This is a genomic window from Streptomyces sp. NPDC003327 (assembly GCF_053589515.1).
On the sequence record NZ_JBSFSA010000003.1, the window covers coordinates 1 to 15585 of the forward strand.

12 protein-coding genes are annotated in these 15585 nt (G+C 72.7%); 4 read left to right on the plus strand and 8 right to left on the minus strand.

The window, feature by feature from the left end; all coding sequences use genetic code 11:
* A partial coding sequence (locus tag ACWDVG_RS03185; protein WP_451696150.1) for a proprotein convertase P-domain-containing protein occupies window positions 1–139 on the plus strand: 139 nt, incomplete at its 5' end.
* Between the two features lie 61 nt (window positions 140–200).
* Here the strand turns inward: ACWDVG_RS03185 and ACWDVG_RS03190 are convergent.
* Both ACWDVG_RS03190 and ACWDVG_RS03195 read right to left on the minus strand, forming a co-directional pair.
* Complete coding sequence (locus ACWDVG_RS03190) at window positions 201–1421, minus strand: LolA family protein (RefSeq protein WP_451695650.1); 1221 nt, start codon at window positions 1419–1421, stop codon at window positions 201–203.
* A gap of 182 nt (window positions 1422–1603) precedes the next feature.
* Window positions 1604–2614 carry a polyprenyl synthetase family protein gene (locus ACWDVG_RS03195; RefSeq protein WP_451695652.1) on the minus strand — a complete coding sequence of 337 codons (1011 nt, stop codon included), beginning with the start codon at window positions 2612–2614 and terminating at the stop codon, window positions 1604–1606.
* A gap of 211 nt (window positions 2615–2825) precedes the next feature.
* On the opposite strand from ACWDVG_RS03195, the gene ACWDVG_RS03200 reads away from it, so the two are divergent.
* The gene (locus ACWDVG_RS03200) at window positions 2826–4820 is read left to right on the plus strand and encodes a CocE/NonD family hydrolase (RefSeq protein ID WP_451695654.1); all 1995 of its coding nucleotides are present in this window, start codon (window positions 2826–2828) and stop codon (window positions 4818–4820) included.
* 29 nt (window positions 4821–4849) lie between these two features.
* Here the strand turns inward: ACWDVG_RS03200 and ACWDVG_RS03205 are convergent, their stop codons facing one another.
* A complete protein-coding gene (locus tag ACWDVG_RS03205; protein ID WP_451695656.1) occupies window positions 4850–6190 on the minus strand; it encodes a peptidase in 1341 nt (446 codons plus the stop codon).
* A 311-nt stretch (window positions 6191–6501) separates the two neighbouring features.
* Between ACWDVG_RS03205 and fahA the strand changes: the two genes are divergently transcribed.
* A complete protein-coding gene (fahA, locus tag ACWDVG_RS03210; protein WP_451695658.1) occupies window positions 6502–7728 on the plus strand; it encodes a fumarylacetoacetase in 1227 nt (408 codons plus the stop codon).
* Window positions 7729–7740: 12 nt separating this feature from the next.
* Here fahA and ACWDVG_RS03215 read toward each other — a convergent pair whose 3' ends face one another.
* Both ACWDVG_RS03215 and ACWDVG_RS03220 read right to left on the minus strand, forming a co-directional pair.
* Window positions 7741–8583, minus strand: coding sequence for a dioxygenase family protein (locus ACWDVG_RS03215; protein ID WP_451695660.1), 843 nt, complete (start codon window positions 8581–8583; stop codon window positions 7741–7743).
* Between the two features lie 58 nt (window positions 8584–8641).
* Complete coding sequence (locus ACWDVG_RS03220; protein WP_451695662.1) at window positions 8642–9592, minus strand: AraC family transcriptional regulator; 951 nt, start codon at window positions 9590–9592, stop codon at window positions 8642–8644.
* A 210-nt stretch (window positions 9593–9802) separates the two neighbouring features.
* Between ACWDVG_RS03220 and ACWDVG_RS03225 the strand changes: the two genes are divergently transcribed.
* Entirely contained in the window at window positions 9803–10384 is a 582-nt protein-coding gene (locus ACWDVG_RS03225; RefSeq protein WP_451695664.1) for a hypothetical protein, read from the plus strand.
* A 60-nt stretch (window positions 10385–10444) separates the two neighbouring features.
* Here the strand turns inward: ACWDVG_RS03225 and nuoN are convergent, their stop codons facing one another.
* The 3 genes from nuoN to nuoL are packed head-to-tail and all read right to left on the minus strand — an operon-like array spanning window position 10445 to window position 15575.
* Complete coding sequence (gene nuoN, locus ACWDVG_RS03230; RefSeq protein ID WP_451695666.1) at window positions 10445–12094, minus strand: NADH-quinone oxidoreductase subunit NuoN; 1650 nt, start codon at window positions 12092–12094, stop codon at window positions 10445–10447.
* Complete coding sequence (locus ACWDVG_RS03235; RefSeq protein ID WP_451695668.1) at window positions 12091–13674, minus strand: NADH-quinone oxidoreductase subunit M; 1584 nt, start codon at window positions 13672–13674, stop codon at window positions 12091–12093. Before ACWDVG_RS03235 ends, nuoN begins: the two co-directional genes overlap by 4 nt.
* Window positions 13675–13679: 5 nt before the next feature.
* On the minus strand, window positions 13680–15575 hold the full coding sequence (gene nuoL / locus ACWDVG_RS03240) for an NADH-quinone oxidoreductase subunit L (protein WP_451695670.1): 1896 nt from the start codon (window positions 15573–15575) through the stop codon (window positions 13680–13682).
* Window positions 15576–15585 lie beyond the last annotated feature (10 nt).

Below are 15585 nucleotides of genomic sequence, written 5' to 3' on the forward strand. Positions count from 1 at the left end.
CAGCGCGGACAACATCGCCCAGACCTACACCGTGAACGCCTCCTCGGAGGTCGCCAACGGTGCCTGGAAGCTCCGCGTCCAGGACCGGGCCTCGGCCGACACCGGCTACATCAACAGCGTCAAGCTGACCTTCCCGTAAGCCCGCACAGAACTCCCGGGCGGGTCGGTGACCACAGCCCCCGACCCGCCCGGGGTCCCACCTACTTGTCGGCGTTGGCCGCGTTCACCAGCGCGTCCTTGGTGACCGCGCCGACGTAGACCTTGCCGTCGTCCGTCATCAGGGCGTTCACGAGCTTCGTCTTGAAGACGGTGCCCGAGCCGAACGCCCCGGTGACCTTGTCGCCGAAGGAGTCCAGGAAGCCCTGGAACTCCTTCGGCGCCTCGTCGGTCTTCGGCGCCGGGGCGCCCGTGTCGAGCCTGGCGATGGCCGTCCAGCCCTCGCCGATGACGTTCAGGCCGCCCTCCCCGGGGCCGAACCCGGCTCCGAGACCGCCCCCGAGGCCGCCGAACTCCTTCTCGAAGTCCTTGCCGAACTCCTCCGGGAGACCGTGCCCCTCCGCCGCGCCCGCCGCGTCCTCGGCGACGTCCGAGCCCTCGGTCACCTTCGCGCCCTGCGGCACCTCGAAGGCGAACTCCGAGGCCGCCGGCTTCCCGAAGTCGACCTTCGTGAAGCCCGCGTCGACGACCGGCTTGCCGCCCTCGACCGACGCCAGGGTGAACTTCAGCGGGGTGCCGTTCGCCGCGTCCACCGCGATCTTCACCGACTCGACCGTCGAGCCGGTCTGCTTCGGCTTGATCACCAGCTGGTAGGCGTCCCGGCCGGCCACCCTGGCCGTCCCGTCGACGGTGATCGAGGTCGTCCCGCCCGCCGCCTTCAGGATCTCGTCGGCGAGCTCCTTCGGGGTGGCGGGAAGCTCCTTCTCCTCCGCCTCGGCGCCCGCCGGGGACTTCTCGTGGAAGACCTCGTTCGAGGCGCTGTCGTACGCCCACACGTCGTCGCCGTTGTGGACGACGCTGTACTCGTCCTTGCCGTCGAGCAGCGTGAGCCGCTGGCGCTCGGGGCCGTCGGCCGCGACGCGCAGCGTGTGGGTGCCCGAGACGAGCTGGGTCAGCCGCTCCGAGGGGTCGGCCGAGCCGCCGCCGGAGCCGGCCGCGCCGCCCGCGATCCCCGCGAGGAGGCCGTCGAAGGCGGGGAGGCCCAGGTCGGTGGAGACCTTGAACGTGCCCGACAGGGTCTGGGTGTCCGATGCCGCGATCTTCTCGACGAGCTGCTGGGCGGTGATCTGCGGCAGGTCCGGGTCGCCGGCCGCCGCGAGGGCCGGGACGAGCCCGATGGTCGCCGCGGCCACTCCTGCCACCGCGACCGGGACGACGTACCGGCTCGCCTTGCGAGGCGTACGACGCGTTTCGTTCGCTGCCATGGTCTGCGCTACCTCCGTACCCTCACGGACCCTCCGTGGTCGATGGGTCCATCTCACCAAGGAAGCGGCACGGAAGCGTCAGCCCCGGGGCTCAAACCGGCGTACTGCTCCGGTATGACCCGACCCTGAGTTCCCCTGGTCCGCACGGCGGACCCGACACCCCCGACCGGGCAAGCCGCGGCTCAGCCCGCGCGGTGCACCACGGCGTCGCACATCTCCCCCAGGGCCGCCTTCGCGTACCCGTCGGGCAGCGGCGCCAGCAGGGCCCTGGCCTCCTCCGCGTACCGCACGGTGTCCCTGCGGGCCTGCTCGAGGGCCGGGTGGACGCGCAGGCGGCGCAGCACCTCGGCGTGCCGCTCGTCGTCGCCGAGGTCGCCGTCGACGAGGGCGACCAGCTCCAGGTCCTCGGGGCGCCCGTGGGCGGCCGCGGCGGCGCGCAGGCGCAGCACGGGCAGGGTGGGGACGCCCTCCCGGAGGTCCGTCCCGGGGGTCTTGCCGGACTCGTGGGAGTCGGAGGCGATGTCGAGGACGTCGTCGGCGAGCTGGAAGGCGACGCCGAGCCGCTCCCCGTACTGGGTGAGGGTGTCGACGACCTGGTCGTCGGCGCCGGCCATCATCGCGCCGAAGCGGCAGGAGACGGCGACGAGCGAGCCGGTCTTGCCGCCGAGGACGTCGAGGTAGTGGTCGATGGGGTCGCGGCCCTCGGTGGGTCCCGCGGTCTCCAGGATCTGGCCGGTCACCAGCCGTTCGAACGCCTCGGACTGGATGCGGACGGCCTCGGGGCCGAGGTCGGCGAGGATGTGCGAGGCGCGCGCGAAGAGGAAGTCGCCCGTGAGGACGGCGATGGAGTTGCCCCAGCGGTTGTTGGCGCTGGGCACGCCGCGCCGGACGTCGGCGGCGTCCATGACGTCGTCGTGGTAGAGCGTGGCGAGGTGGGTGAGCTCGACGACCACGGCGGACGGCACGACGCCGGGCGCGTAGGGGTCGCCGAACTGGGCGGCGAGCATGACGAGCAGGGGCCGGAACCTCTTGCCCCCGGCCAGGACGAGGTGCTGTGCGGCTTCCGTGATGAAGGGGACATCGCTCTTGGTGGCGTCCAGGAGGCCCGCCTCCACAGCCGCCAATCCGGTCTGGACATCGGCCTCAAGAGCCTGGTCCCGCACGCTAAGACCGAACGGCCCGACGACGGTCACGAGGGGGTCTCCTGTCTGCTGACGCCTGCTGACGATCACACGGATTGTCGATGTGTCGCTCGATTCGCTCAAGCCAGCGTATCCGGTCACCTTTCGATCACCGTGGGCGCCTTCCCGTCACCCCCGGTATGTTCGTGATCAGGTGATACGACCCACAGCGGGCGTTTTGTCCAGAACAACAAGAGACACCGGGCAGCCGTCGAGGAGACCGATGCCGAAGATCCGGACCGACTTCCCGTACGGGACCCGCCACGAGGACCTGCGCGTCCCCGTGCCGGACGGAACCCTGCTCCACGCCCGCGTCTGGCGCCCGCTGACCGACGAGCCCGTACCGGCCCTCCTGGAGTACCTGCCGCACCGCCTCACCGACGGGACCGCGCCCCGGGACTGGCAGCGCCACCCCTGGTACGCCGGGCACGGCTACGCCTCCGTGCGCGTCGACGCCCGCGGCCACGGCAACAGCGAGGGCCTGCCCGGCGACGGGTACGACGCGGTCGAGCTCGCCGACGGCGACGCCGTCGTGAACTGGCTCGCCGAGCAGCCGTGGTGCACCGGGAGGGTCGGCATGTTCGGCATCGGCCGGGGCGGCTCCACGGCCCTGCGGATCGCCGCCCTCGACCCCGAGCCGCTCCGGGCCGTCGTCGCCGTCTGCTCCCCCGACGGCGGCCACCCCGACGACGTCCCCGCCACGGGCGGCTCCGCCCTCGCCGGCGGCCTGCCCGCCAGGGCGGCGGAACTGCTCGCCCTCGCCTCCCTGCCGCCCGACCCGCGGTACGTCGGCGAGGAGTGGCGCGCCCTGTGGCTGCGGCGCCTGGAGGCCGTCGAGCCGCTCCTCCCCGCCTGGCTCGCGCGGCGGGCCCGGGACCAGCGGGGCGCGGGCGGCGCCGGCCCCGAGGACCCGGCCGCGCTCCGGGCCGCCGTCCTCGCCGTCGGCGGCTGGCACGACCCGTACCGGGACACCGTCCTCCGGCTCGCCGAGCGCCTCCCGCGGGACCGGGTCCGCGGCGTCATCGGCCCCTGGTCGCACCAGTACCCGGACCGCGGGCTGCCGCCCGGACCGGCGATCGGCTTCCTCCAGGAGACGCTGCGCTGGTGGGACCACCACCTCAAGGGCGTCGAGAACGACGTGATGGCCGAACCGCTGCTCCGCTCCTGGATCGTCGGCTCGCACCCGCCCGCCACCGTCGTCGACGAGCTGCCGGGCCACTGGGTCACCGACCCCGCCTGGCCCTCCCCCAACGTCTCCCCCGTCACGTACGGCTTCCAGGGCGCCCCGGTCGTCGTCGACTCGCCGCAGCGGACGGGCCTCGACGGGGGCGCCTTCCTCCCCCGCGGCGACGACGCCGACCTGCCGCCGGACCAGCGCGGCGAGGACGCCCGCTCGGCCTGCTTCGACTTCCCCGTTCCGCCGGACGGGCCGCCCCTCGTCGTCCTCGGCAATCCCGCGGTGATCCTGGCGCTGCGCGCCGCCGCCCCCACCGGCCAGGTCGTCGCCCGGCTCTGCGACGTCGCCCCTGACGGCTCCTCGACCCTCGTCACCCGGGGCGCCCTGGACCTCCCGCCGGGGTCGCGGCGGGCCGAGGCCCAGGGGGCCGCCGCGCCGGAGACCCTCGCCTTCGACCTCGCCGCCGCCGGGCACGCCTTCGCGCCCGGCCACCGCGTGCGGCTCGCGGTCTCCTCCGCGTACTGGCCGTGGATCTGGCCGGAACCCGACGCGGGCGGCTTCACCCTGGACCCGGCGGGCTCCTCCCTCACCCTGCCCGTACGGCGCCCCACGCACGACCGGGTCGTGTGGGAGGAGCCGGAGCAGTCCGCGCCGCTCGGGGTGGCCGTGCCGCGCACCCTTGAGGAGCCGCGCCCCGGGCGGAGGGTGGTCCGGGACGTCGCCGGGGGCGAGTGGACCCTGGAGGTCGCCCCGAGGGACGGCGGCACGCGCGTGTACCCCGACGGCCTGGAGCTGACCGAGGACGCGGCCGAGACGTACACGATCGAGGAGGGCGGCCCGCTGACCGCCCGTACCCGCTCGACGTGGTCGGTCCGGTTCCACCGGCCCGAGGCGGCCTGGGACGTCACCGTCGACACCCGGTCGGAGGTCGGCTGCGACGCGGAGGCCTTCCGCACCGCTGACGAGGTGGTGTGCAAGGAGGGCGACGAGGTCCTCTTCCACCGCACCTGGGAAAGGCGGATCCCCCGCACGGCGGACTGAGCACGCGCCGTACGGGGGACCGCGGGGTGTTACGCGTCGGCGCCGGCCTTGCGGCGGCGGGCGACGACCAGCGCGCCGGCACCGAGGGCGACGGCCGCGGCCGCGGCCGCGCCGAGCGGCAGGGTGTCGTTCGCACCGGTCGCGGCGAGGGTGCCGTTGTTCACCGGGGTGGTCGAGGTACCGCCCTGCTGGGTGGTGCCGGTGTTGCCGCCGGTGCCCGTGGTGGCGGTGGGCGCCGGGGTCGGCGTGGTGGTCGACGGCGACGGCGTCGGGGTCGGGGTCGGCTCCCCGCCCGTCCCGGCCTCGACGACGTCGAAGTACGCGTCGCTGTACTCCTTGCCGATGCCGCAGCTGCCGTCCTCGTTCTCGTAGCCGCCGACGGCGAAGGCGACGCCCTCGCCGGCCGGGGTCTCGGCGTCGACGGTCAGGCGGAGCTTCACGTCGGCCTTGCCGCCCTTGACGAGCGCGCCGACCTCGATGGCGTCGTACTCCTCGGTGACCTCGGTCCACTCCGGGTTGGTGGCGGAGGACCACTCGACGGTGATGTAACGGTCGATCTCCTCCTCGTCCTCGATGTCCTCCCAGTCGGTGGGGAGGACCGTCGCGAACGCGTAGGCGCGGACGGCGTCGAGGGTGCGGTTCGAGGTGTTCTTGACGGTCAGCGAGAAGACGGCGCCGGTGCCGGCCGTGACGGTCTCCGGGCCCTTCACCGCGACGGTGACGGACTTGTCCTCCTTGCACTCCTCGAAGCCGATCTCCTCCCAGAAGGCCAGCTCGTCCTTGGCCTCGGCGAGCGCCTCCTTGGCGTCCTCCAGCTCCTGCCCGAGCTTGCTGTACTCCTGGACGAGGGCCACGCGGGCGTCGCTGTAGGCGTCACTGGCCGTCTGGTAACGGAGCTCGGCGGCGGTGACATCGGCCTTCGCGTCCTCGACGGCCTGCTTCGCCGTCTCGAGGGCGGCCGCGGCGTCCGCCTTCTGCTGCTCGGTGGCGTCCTCGGGCAGCGCGTCGAACGCCTCCTGCGCCACGACGAGCGCCGCGTCCGCGGCGGTCCTGGCGGCCTTCGCGTCCTTGACGGCCTGCTGGGCGGCGGCGAGCTCGGTCTTGAGCGCCTCGTCGACCTTGTCGTCGCGGATGTCCTGCTTGAGCTTCGCGAGTTCGCCCTCGAGCTTGGTCACCTTGGCCTGCGCCTCGGCGATCGCGGCCTCCAGCTCCTCGCGGGTGGGTATCTCGTCGTCCTCGGGGCCGTCCTCCAGCTCCGCCTTGCCCTGGCTCAGGCCGGGCAGGGTCGGGGCGTCCGCCGCGAAGGCGGGCGCGGCGGAGAGGAACACGACCGGAGTGGTCACGGCGGCGGCGACCGCGGTCGCCAGCATGCGGCGGATCTTCACAGGTGCGGACCTTTTTCCTGGTCAGAGAGAAAGATGCGGGAGAGTGTGGTGGGCGCGCGCCTGCGGCGACTTCACGCGGGCGCGACGCCAGGCCTGATCGTAGGCCTCGGGGCGGCCCTCGGGAGGCGGCTTTCCGGAGGCCCCGGGCGGGCGCCGACGCAGGGGCCCCAACAAAACGCGCGAAGCCGGACAGTTGCCCACGGAGGCCCCTGTTTCTCTGTGATCCATGTCATCCGCGCCCGGCGGCCCGACCCGTAACGTGTCCCCCACACCCGTGGAAAGCGAGGCACGCACCCATGTCCGAGCACAGCCCGCTCGACCTGGCCGAGGGCGACCCCTTCGGCCCGCACAACCTCCCGTACGGCGTCTTCTCGACCGCCGACGAGCCCGGCCGCCGCAGGCTCGGCGTCCGCATCGGCGGGTACGTGCTGGACGCGGGGGCCGCGGCACACGCGCTCGGCTCCCCCTACGCGGCGCTGCTCGCGCAGCCGAGCCTCAACCCGCTGCTGGCTGCGGGGCGCACCGCCTGGCGCGACGTGCGGCGGGCGCTGACCGCCTGGGTGACGGTGCCCGCGCACCGGCCGGAGATCGAGCCGCTGCTGCACCCGCTGGACGCGGTGACGCTGCACCTGCCGTACGAGGTCGCGGACTACGTCGACTTCTACGCGAGCGAGCACCACGCGACGAACGTGGGCCGCATCTTCCGGCCGGACGGCGAGCCGTTGACGCCCAACTGGAAGCACCTGCCGATCGGTTACCACGGGCGGGCGGGCACGGTCGTGGTCTCCGGCACCGACGTGGTGCGCCCCTCGGGCCAGCGCAAGGCCCCGGCGGACCCGGCGCCGGTCTTCGGCCCGTCCGTCAAGCTGGACATCGAGGCGGAGGTCGGCTTCCTCGTCGGCACCCCGTCGGAGCTGGGCAGGCCGGTGCCGCTGGCCGACTTCCGCGAGCACGTCTTCGGTCTGACGCTGCTGAACGACTGGTCGGCGCGGGACGTGCAGGCGTGGGAGTACGTGCCGCTCGGCCCGTTCCTCGGCAAGTCCTTCCAGACCTCGGTGTCGGCGTGGGTGACGCCCCTGGAGGCGCTGGACGCGGCGAGGACCGCGCCGCCGGCCCGGGACCTCCCCCTCCTGCCGTACCTGGACGACGCGGCGGAGGAGGAGCCGGGCGGCTTCGACCTGCGGATCTCGGTGGAGATCAACGGCGAGGTGGTGGCCGAGCCGCCGTTCTCCTCCATGTACTGGACGGCGGCCCAGCAGCTCGCCCACATGACGGTGAACGGCGCCTCGCTGCGGACCGGTGACCTGTACGGCTCCGGCACGGTCTCCGGTCCCGAGGTGAACCAGCGCGGTTCGCTGCTCGAACTGACCTGGAACGGCCGGGACGCGATCGAGCTGGCCGGTGGCAAGCGGACGTTCCTGGAGGACGGCGACGAGGTCGTCCTGACCGCCTGGGCCCCGGGCCCGGACGGCACGCGGGTGGCGCTGGGCGAGGTCCGCGGCCGGATCGTTCCGTCGGCCTGACGTCCCCGGGGGTCAGCCGAGGCGCCAGAGGGCGGGGACCTTCGGCGGCTCCCAGCCGGCCTGGGCCGTGTGCGCCTGGAGGCACACATAGCCCGGGCCGCCGTACGTGACCCTGTCCCCGGCGGCGTACGCCCGTCCGGCCGTCCAGGTGCCGCCGGGGGCTCCGGTGGGCGTGGCGGTGGCCGTGGGGGTCGGGCCGGGGTCCTGCGGCACGTTCAGGACGAAGTCGAAGACGCCCTCGCGGGCCCCGCCGGTGTCGCGGACGGTCATGAGCAGCCGCGGGTCGAAGATCGTGTCGGTGCTGTTGCGGGGTTCGTTCGGGAAGTACAGCTGTGTGGTGAGCACCGGACGGCCGGGAGCCTGCACCTTGACGTGGATGTGGCGGGTGCGGCCGGGGTAGAGGCCGGGAACGATCGTGGTGAGCGCGAAGGCGCCGCGGGCGTCGGTGAACTGGTGGCCCCGGAAGCGGAAGCCGGTGTTGTCGTAGACGCCGTTGACGTCGGCCTGCCAGAAGTCCAGCAGGGCGCCCGCGATCGGCCGGCAGGCGAGGCCGAAGACGTACCCGCTGACGGTGAGGCGGACGCCGGGGGTGCCGGCGTCGGCCAGGCTGCTGCGGAGCGGGGAGTTGGGTTTGAAGTAGGGGCCCTCGGTCTGTGCGGGGGTGGGGTCGTCGCCGTCGTCGCAGGCGGGGGTGAGCGCGGGCCGCTCGCCGCTGTCGGTGAGGGTACGGGCGAGGGCGGGGACGCCCATGAGGACGGCGGGTGCCGTCAGTCCTGCGGCGAGCGCGGCGCGCAGGACGGTCTTGCGGGTGACGTGTCCGGTGGCGCTCGTCTCGCTCTCCGTGCCGTGGTCCATGCCTGGCTCCTGCTCCTCGTGGGGGGGGTGCGGGGGGCTTGCGGGATCGGCTTCGAACCTAGGCGGGCGGGGCTTCCGGTTCGATGGACGGAGCGCGGCGGTCGTGGTGTTTTCGGAAGGCGCCGGGGCTGCGGCCGGTCTCGCGGCGGAAGAAGCGGCAGAAGTAGGCGGGGTCGCCGAAGCCGACCCGCGCCGCGATCTGACGGATCGACAGGTCGGTGCCGACGAGGAGGCGTTGGGCCTCGCGGGTGCGGGTCTCGCGGAGCAGCCCGGCGGGGGTGCGGCCGGTGGCGGTCCGGACGGCCTCGGTGAGGTAGCCGGGGGTGACGCCGAGCCGCTCGGCGCAGGCGCGGACGGTGGGGGCGTCCTCGGGGGCGTCGGCGAGGAGCCGGGCGAACGCGTCGGCGACGGCGGCGGCGCGCCCCGCGGGGCCGTCGACGGGCGTCCGCGGCGGTCCCTCGTCCGCCGGTCGGGGGAGGCGGGCCGTGCGGACGAGGAGGACGTGGAGGAGGGAGCGGAGCACGGTGGCGAAGCCCTCGGCGCCGTGTCCGTACTCCTCGGCGAGTTCGGCCAGGAGGCGGGTCGTACGGGCGTGGGCGGGGCCGTCGAGGTCGAGCCAGGGCCGGTCGCCGAGGCGGCGCAGGAGGTCGCGGTCGCCGGGGTGGTCGACGAGGAAGTCCTCGGTGAAGAGGACGACGGTGCCGTCGAGGCCGCGGGCGTCCTCCCAGTGGTGCAGCCGGCCGGGCAGGATCAGGCCGAGGTGAGGCGGGCGCAGCTCCCAGCGGGTGAGGTCGACGACGTGGGTGCCGGTGCCGGCGGTGACGTGGACGATCTCGTAGAAGGTGTGGCGGTGCGGGAACGCGGCCCGCGACATCGGGCCGATGGTGTCGAACGTGCCGACGGCGAAGGGCACTTCGTCGGGGAGGCGCACTTCGAGGCGGTGGACGGGGGGGTCGCCCGCGCGCGGGGCGGTGCAGGGGGTTCCGGGTAGGACGGTGGTGCCACGCATCGGCCGCTGCCCTCTCGCGTACTGGTACAGACCATTGGGGGCCTTCCACGATGGCACGGGCCCGCCCCGGGGTCACCCCCCAATGGGTCACCCCGCGTGCGGCATCCCCGCCGGGCGGTCGATGCTGCTGGAGGCGGCGGGAGCCGGGGAGAGCCCGCCCACGTCAGGCGCCCCGATCGGGGCGCGCCCCCTCCCGAGGAGCAGACCCACATGTCCGCACGACCCCGCCCCCTCATGGCCGCGCTCGCGCTGGCCGCCACCGCCTCGCTGGCCCTGGGGGCCGCCGCACCGGCCGTCTCGGCCGCCGCACCCGCGAAGCCGAAGCCGGTCACCGACTTCCCGCACCCGGACCTGAAGAAGACGTACCACGCCACGGTGAAGTACCGGGACGAGCAGAAGGCCATCGCCGACGGCTACCAGCGCACCGACGACTGCGTGGAGGACCCGCGGCTCGGCGGCATGGGCTACCACTACGTCAACCCGGCGAACCTCGGCGGTCCCGGCAAGGCGCCGAACCCGACGAAGCCGACGGCGCTGCTGTACGAGGAGGACCACAAGACCGGCAAGCGCGAGCTGGTCGCGGTCGAGTGGGTCGTCCTCGACCCGAACCGGAACCTGCCCAGGCCGGCGCTCTTCGACCGGGCCTTCGACGGGCCGTTCGACTTCCCGCCCCTCGGGCCGCACTACTCGCTGCACGCGTGGATCTTCAAGAAGAACCCGAGGGGCGTCTTCGCCCCGTACAACCCGCGGGTGCACTGCACCCCCTGCCCTGAGGACCACCCGAGGGCGTAGGCGTACGGCGAAGGGCCCGGCCCCCGCACCGCGGAGACCGGACCCTCTGCCGTGTCCCGGCTACCGGACGAAGACGCCCGACTGGCCGGCCAGGTCCAGGAAGTACTGCGGTGCGACGCCGAGCGCCAGCGTGACGGCCACGCCCGCCGTGATGGTGAGGGTGGTGAACGCGGACGGCACGGCGACCGTGGGGCCGTCGGCCTTCGGCTCGCTGAAGAACATCAGCACGATCACCCGGATGTAGAAGAACGCGGCGATCGCCGAGGAGATCACGCCGACGACGACCAGCGCGCCCGCGCCGCCCTCCGCCGCCGCCTTGAAGACGGCGAACTTGCCGGAGAAGCCGGACGTCAGCGGGATGCCGGCGAAGGCGAGCAGGAAGACCGCGAAGACCGCCGCGACGAGCGGCGAACGGCGGCCGAGCCCGGCCCACTTGGACAGGTGGGTGGCCTCGCCTCCCGCGTCCCGGACGAGGGTGACGACGGCGAAGGCGCCGATCGTCACGAAGGAGTAGGCGCCCAGGTAGAACAGCACGGAGGAGACGCCGCTCGGGGTGGCCGCGATGACACCGGCGAGCAGGAACCCGGCGTGCGCGATGGACGAGTACGCCAGGAGCCGCTTGATGTCGGTCTGGGTGATGGCGACGATCGCGCCGCCCAGCATGGTGACGACGGCGACGCCCCACATGACCGGCCGCCAGTCCCAGGTGAGGCCCGGCAGCACCACGTACAGCAGGCGCAGCAGCGCGCCGAACGCGGCGACCTTGGTCGCGGCGGCCATGAAGCCGGTGACCGGGGTCGGCGCGCCCTGGTAGACGTCCGGGGTCCACATGTGGAACGGCACGGCGCCGACCTTGAAGAGGAGCCCCATGAGGACCATGGCGAAGCCGATGAGCAGCAGGACGTCGTTGCCCATGGTGGAGGCGAGCGCCGGGTCGACGGACGGCACGGTGCCGTCGACGACGTTGGCGATGGTGGCGTACGAGACGGAGCCCGCGTAGCCGTAGAGGAGGGCGATCCCGAAGAGCAGGAACGCGGAGGAGAAGGCGCCGAGGAGGAAGTACTTGACGGCGGCCTCCTGCGACATCAGCCGCTTGCGGCGGGCGACGGCGCAGAGCAGGTAGAGGGGCAGGGAGAAGACCTCGAGGGCGATGAAGAGCGTCAGGAGGTCGTTGGCGGCCGGGAAGACCAGCATGCCGGCGACGGCGAAGAGGGCGAGCGGGAACACCTCGGTGGTGGTGAAGCCGGCCTTGACGGCCGCCCGTTCCTGCTCGCTGCCGGGGACGGCGGCGGCCTCGGCGGCGAAGGAGTCGACGCGGTGGCCGTGGTCGGCCGGGTCGAGCCTGCGCTCGGCGAAGGTGAAGACGGCGACGATCGAGGCGAGCAGGATCGTGCCCTGGAGGAACAGGGCGGGTCCGTCGACGGCGATGGCGCCCATGGCCGCGATCTGGGCCTTGGTGGTGCCGTAGCCGCCGGCCGCGAGGCCGACGACGGCCGCGAAGGCGGCGGCGAGCGCGAGGACGCTCAGGAAGACCTGGCTGAGGTGGCGGCCGCGGCGGGGCACGAAGGCCTCGACGAGGACGCTGACGACGGCGGCGCCGACCACGATGAGCACCGGGGAGAGCTGGGTGTACTCGATGTGGGGTGCCGGGATCTTGCCGACCGGCTCGGCCGCCGTCGTCCACAGGTCGTGGACAGCCGTGGTACTCACTTGGCCTCCGCGTTGTGAAGGGGCACGGTGGGGGCGGGGTCGTTCTGCTGGACGTCGGACATGGTGTGCCGGACCGCCGGGTTGACGACGTCCGTCAGCGGCTTCGGGAAGACGCCGAGGAAGATCAGGACGGCGATCAGCGGGACGACCACGGCGAGTTCGCGCGGCCGCAGGTCGGGCAGCGTCCGCACCTCCTCCTTCACCGGCCCGGTCATCGTCCGCTGGTACAGGACGAGGGTGTAGAGCGCGGCGAGGACGATGCCGCTGGTGGCGATGACACCGGCCACCGGGTAGCGGGCGTAGGTGCCGACCAGGACGAGGAACTCGCTGACGAACGGGGCGAGTCCGGGCAGCGACAGGGTGGCGAGGCCGCCGATCAGGAAGGTGCCGGCGAGGACCGGGGCGACCTTCTGCACACCGCCGTAGTCGGCGATGAGGCGGGAGCCGCGCCGGGAGATCAGGAAGCCGGCGACGAGCATCAGGGCTGCGGTGGAGATGCCGTGGTTGACCATGTAGAGCGTGGCGCCGGACTGGCCCTGGCTGGTCATCGCGAAGATGCCCAGGACGATGAAGCCGAAGTGCGAGATCGACGCGTAGGCGACCAGGCGCTTGATGTCCCGCTGGCCGACGGCGAGCAGCGCCCCGTAGACGATGCTGATCAGGGCGAGGACGACGATCGCGGGCGTGGCCCAGCGGCTGGCCTCGGGGAAGAGGCCGAGGCAGAAGCGGAGCATCGCGAAGGTGCCGACCTTGTCGACGACGGCGGTGATGAGGACGGCGACCGGGGCGGTGGCCTCCCCCATCGCGTTCGGCAGCCAGGTGTGCAGCGGCCAGAGCGGCGCCTTCACCGCGAAGGCGAAGAAGAAGCCGAGGAAGAGCCACCGCTCGGTGCTGGTCGCCATCTCCAGCGAGCCGTTGGCCCGGGCCTCCGCGATCTCCGTCAGGGAGAAGTTCCCCGCGACGACGTAGAGCCCGATGACGGCGGCCAGCATGATCAGGCCGCCGACGAGGTTGTAGAGGAGGAACTTGACGGCCGCGTAGGAGCGCTGGGCCGCCGCGTTCTCGTCGGAGCCCGCGTGGGCCCGGTCGCCGAAGCCGCCGATGAGGAAGTACATCGGGATGAGCATGGCTTCGAAGAGGATGTAGAAGAGGAAGACGTCGGTGGCCTCGAAGGAGAGGATCACCATCGCCTCGACCATGAGGATCAGGGCGAAGAAGCCCTGCGTGGGGCGCCACCTCTTCGAGGTGGTCTCCAGGGGGTCGGCGTCGTGCCAGCCGGCCAGGACGATGAAGGGGATCAGCAGGGCGGTGAGCGCGATGAGCGCGACGCCGATGCCGTCGACCCCGAGCTCGTACCGGACCCCGAAGTCCTTGATCCAGGCGTGCGACTCGGTCAGCTGGTACCGCTCGCCGCCCGGCTCGAACCGTACGAAGACGACGGCGGCGAGCGCGAGCGTGGCGAGCGAGACGAGCAGCGCCAGCCACTTGGCGGCGGTGCGACGGGCGGCGGGCACGGCGGCGGTGAGGATCGCACCGACCGCCGGCACCGCTGCCGTCGCCGTCAGAAGGGGAAAGGACATCGGCGTCACACCGCCCTCATCAGCAGGGTCGCGGCGATGAGCACCGCCGTACCTCCGAACATGGAGACCGCGTACGAGCGGGCGTAGCCGTTCTGCAGCTTCCGCAGGCGGCCGGAGAGGCCGCCGAAGCCGGCCGCGGTGCCGTTGACCACGCCGTCGACCAGGCTGTGGTCGACGTAGACGAGCGAGCGCGTCAGGTGGGTGCCGCCGCGGACGAAGACGGCGTGGTTGAGGTCGTCCTGGAGCAGGTCGCGGCGGGCGGCCCGGGTGAGCAGCGAGCCGCGCGGCGCGGTCACCGGGACGGGCCGTCGGCCGTACTGGAGGTACGCGAGGCCGACGCCGACCAGCATGACGGCGACGGTGGCGGAGGTGACGGCGGCGGCGCCGATCGGCGGGTGGCCGTGCTCGAAGGCCGTGACGGGCTCCAGCCACTTCACGAACCGGTCGCCGATGCCGAAGAAGCCGCCCGCGAAGACCGAGCCGAAGGCCAGCAGGATCATCGGGAGGGTCATGGACTTCGGCGACTCGTGCGGGTGCGGCAGATCGCCGTTGGCGTCGGGCTGCCAGCGCTTCTCGCCGAAGAAGGTCATCAGCATCACGCGGGTCATGTAGTACGCGGTGATGGCCGCGCCCAGCAGGGCGACCGAGCCGAGGATCCAGCCCTCCGTGCCGCCCTTGGCGAAGGCCGCCTCGATGATCTTGTCCTTGGAGAAGAAGCCGGACAGGCCGGGGAAGCCGATGATCGCGAGGTAGCCGAGGCCGAAGGTGACGAAGGTGACCGGCATGTACCTGCGCAGGCCGCCGTACTTCCGCATGTCGACCTCGTCGTTCATGCCGTGCATGACCGAACCGGCGCCGAGGAAGAGCCCGGCCTTGAAGAAGCCGTGCGTGACCAGGTGCATGATCGCGAAGGCGTAGCCGATGGGCCCGAGGCCCGCCGCCAGGATCATGTAGCCGATCTGGGACATCGTGGAGCCGGCGAGCGCCTTCTTGATGTCGTCCTTCGCGCAACCGACGATCGCACCGAAGAGGAGCGTGACGGCGCCGACGATCGTGACGACGAGCTGGGCGTCCGGGGCGGCGTTGAAGATGTCGGCCGAGCGGACGATCAGGTAGACGCCGGCGGTGACCATGGTGGCCGCGTGGATGAGGGCCGAGACCGGGGTCGGGCCCTCCATCGCGTCCCCGAGCCAGGACTGCAGCGGCACCTGGGCCGACTTGCCGCAGGCCGCGAGGAGCAGCATGAGGCCGATCGCGGTCAGCGTGCCCTGGGAGGCCTGCCCGGCCGACTCCAGGACGGGCCCGAAGGCGAACGTCCCGAAGGTGGTGAACATGATCATGATGGCGATCGACAGACCCATGTCGCCGACCCGGTTCACCAGGAAGGCCTTCTTCGCGGCGGTCGCCGCGCTGGGCTTGTGCTGCCAGAAGCCGATCAGGAGGTACGAGGCGAGGCCCACGCCCTCCCAGCCGAAGTACAGGAGCAGGTAGTTGTCGGCGAGGACGAGCAGCAGCATCGCCGCGACGAACAGGTTGAGGTAGCCGAAGAACCGGCGGCGGCGCTCGTCGTGCTCCATGTACCCGATCGAGTACACGTGGATGAGGGTGCCGACGCCGCTGATCAGCAGCACGAACGTCATGGACAGCTGGTCGAGCTGGAAGGCGATGTCCGCCTGGAAGCCCTCGACCGGGATCCAGGTGAAGAGCCGCTGGTGCAGCGCACGGTCCTCGGCGCCCTTGCCGAGCATGTCGGCGAAGAGGACCAGGCCGATCACGAAGGAGACGGCCGCGAGCAGGGTGCCGAGCCAGTGCCCGGTCCGGTCGAGCCGCCGCCCGCCGCACAGCAGGACCGCCGCGCCGAGCAGGGGTGCCCCGATGAGGAGCGCAATCAGGTTTTCCACGGTCAGCCCC

Coding starts and splice junctions, on each gene's coding strand:
- ACWDVG_RS03190 (WP_451695650.1), bottom strand. CDS start 1,421: ATGGCAGCGAACGAAACGCGTCGTACGCCTCGCAAGGCGAGCCGGTAC.
- ACWDVG_RS03200 (WP_451695654.1), top strand. CDS start 2,826: ATGCCGAAGATCCGGACCGACTTCCCGTACGGGACCCGCCACGAGGAC.
- ACWDVG_RS03205 (WP_451695656.1), bottom strand. CDS start 6,190: ATGCTGGCGACCGCGGTCGCCGCCGCCGTGACCACTCCGGTCGTGTTC.
- fahA (WP_451695658.1), top strand. CDS start 6,502: ATGTCCGAGCACAGCCCGCTCGACCTGGCCGAGGGCGACCCCTTCGGC.
- ACWDVG_RS03215 (WP_451695660.1), bottom strand. CDS start 8,583: ATGGACCACGGCACGGAGAGCGAGACGAGCGCCACCGGACACGTCACC.
- ACWDVG_RS03220 (WP_451695662.1), bottom strand. CDS start 9,592: ATGCGTGGCACCACCGTCCTACCCGGAACCCCCTGCACCGCCCCGCGC.
- ACWDVG_RS03225 (WP_451695664.1), top strand. CDS start 9,803: ATGTCCGCACGACCCCGCCCCCTCATGGCCGCGCTCGCGCTGGCCGCC.
- ACWDVG_RS03235 (WP_451695668.1), bottom strand. CDS start 13,674: ATGTCCTTTCCCCTTCTGACGGCGACGGCAGCGGTGCCGGCGGTCGGT.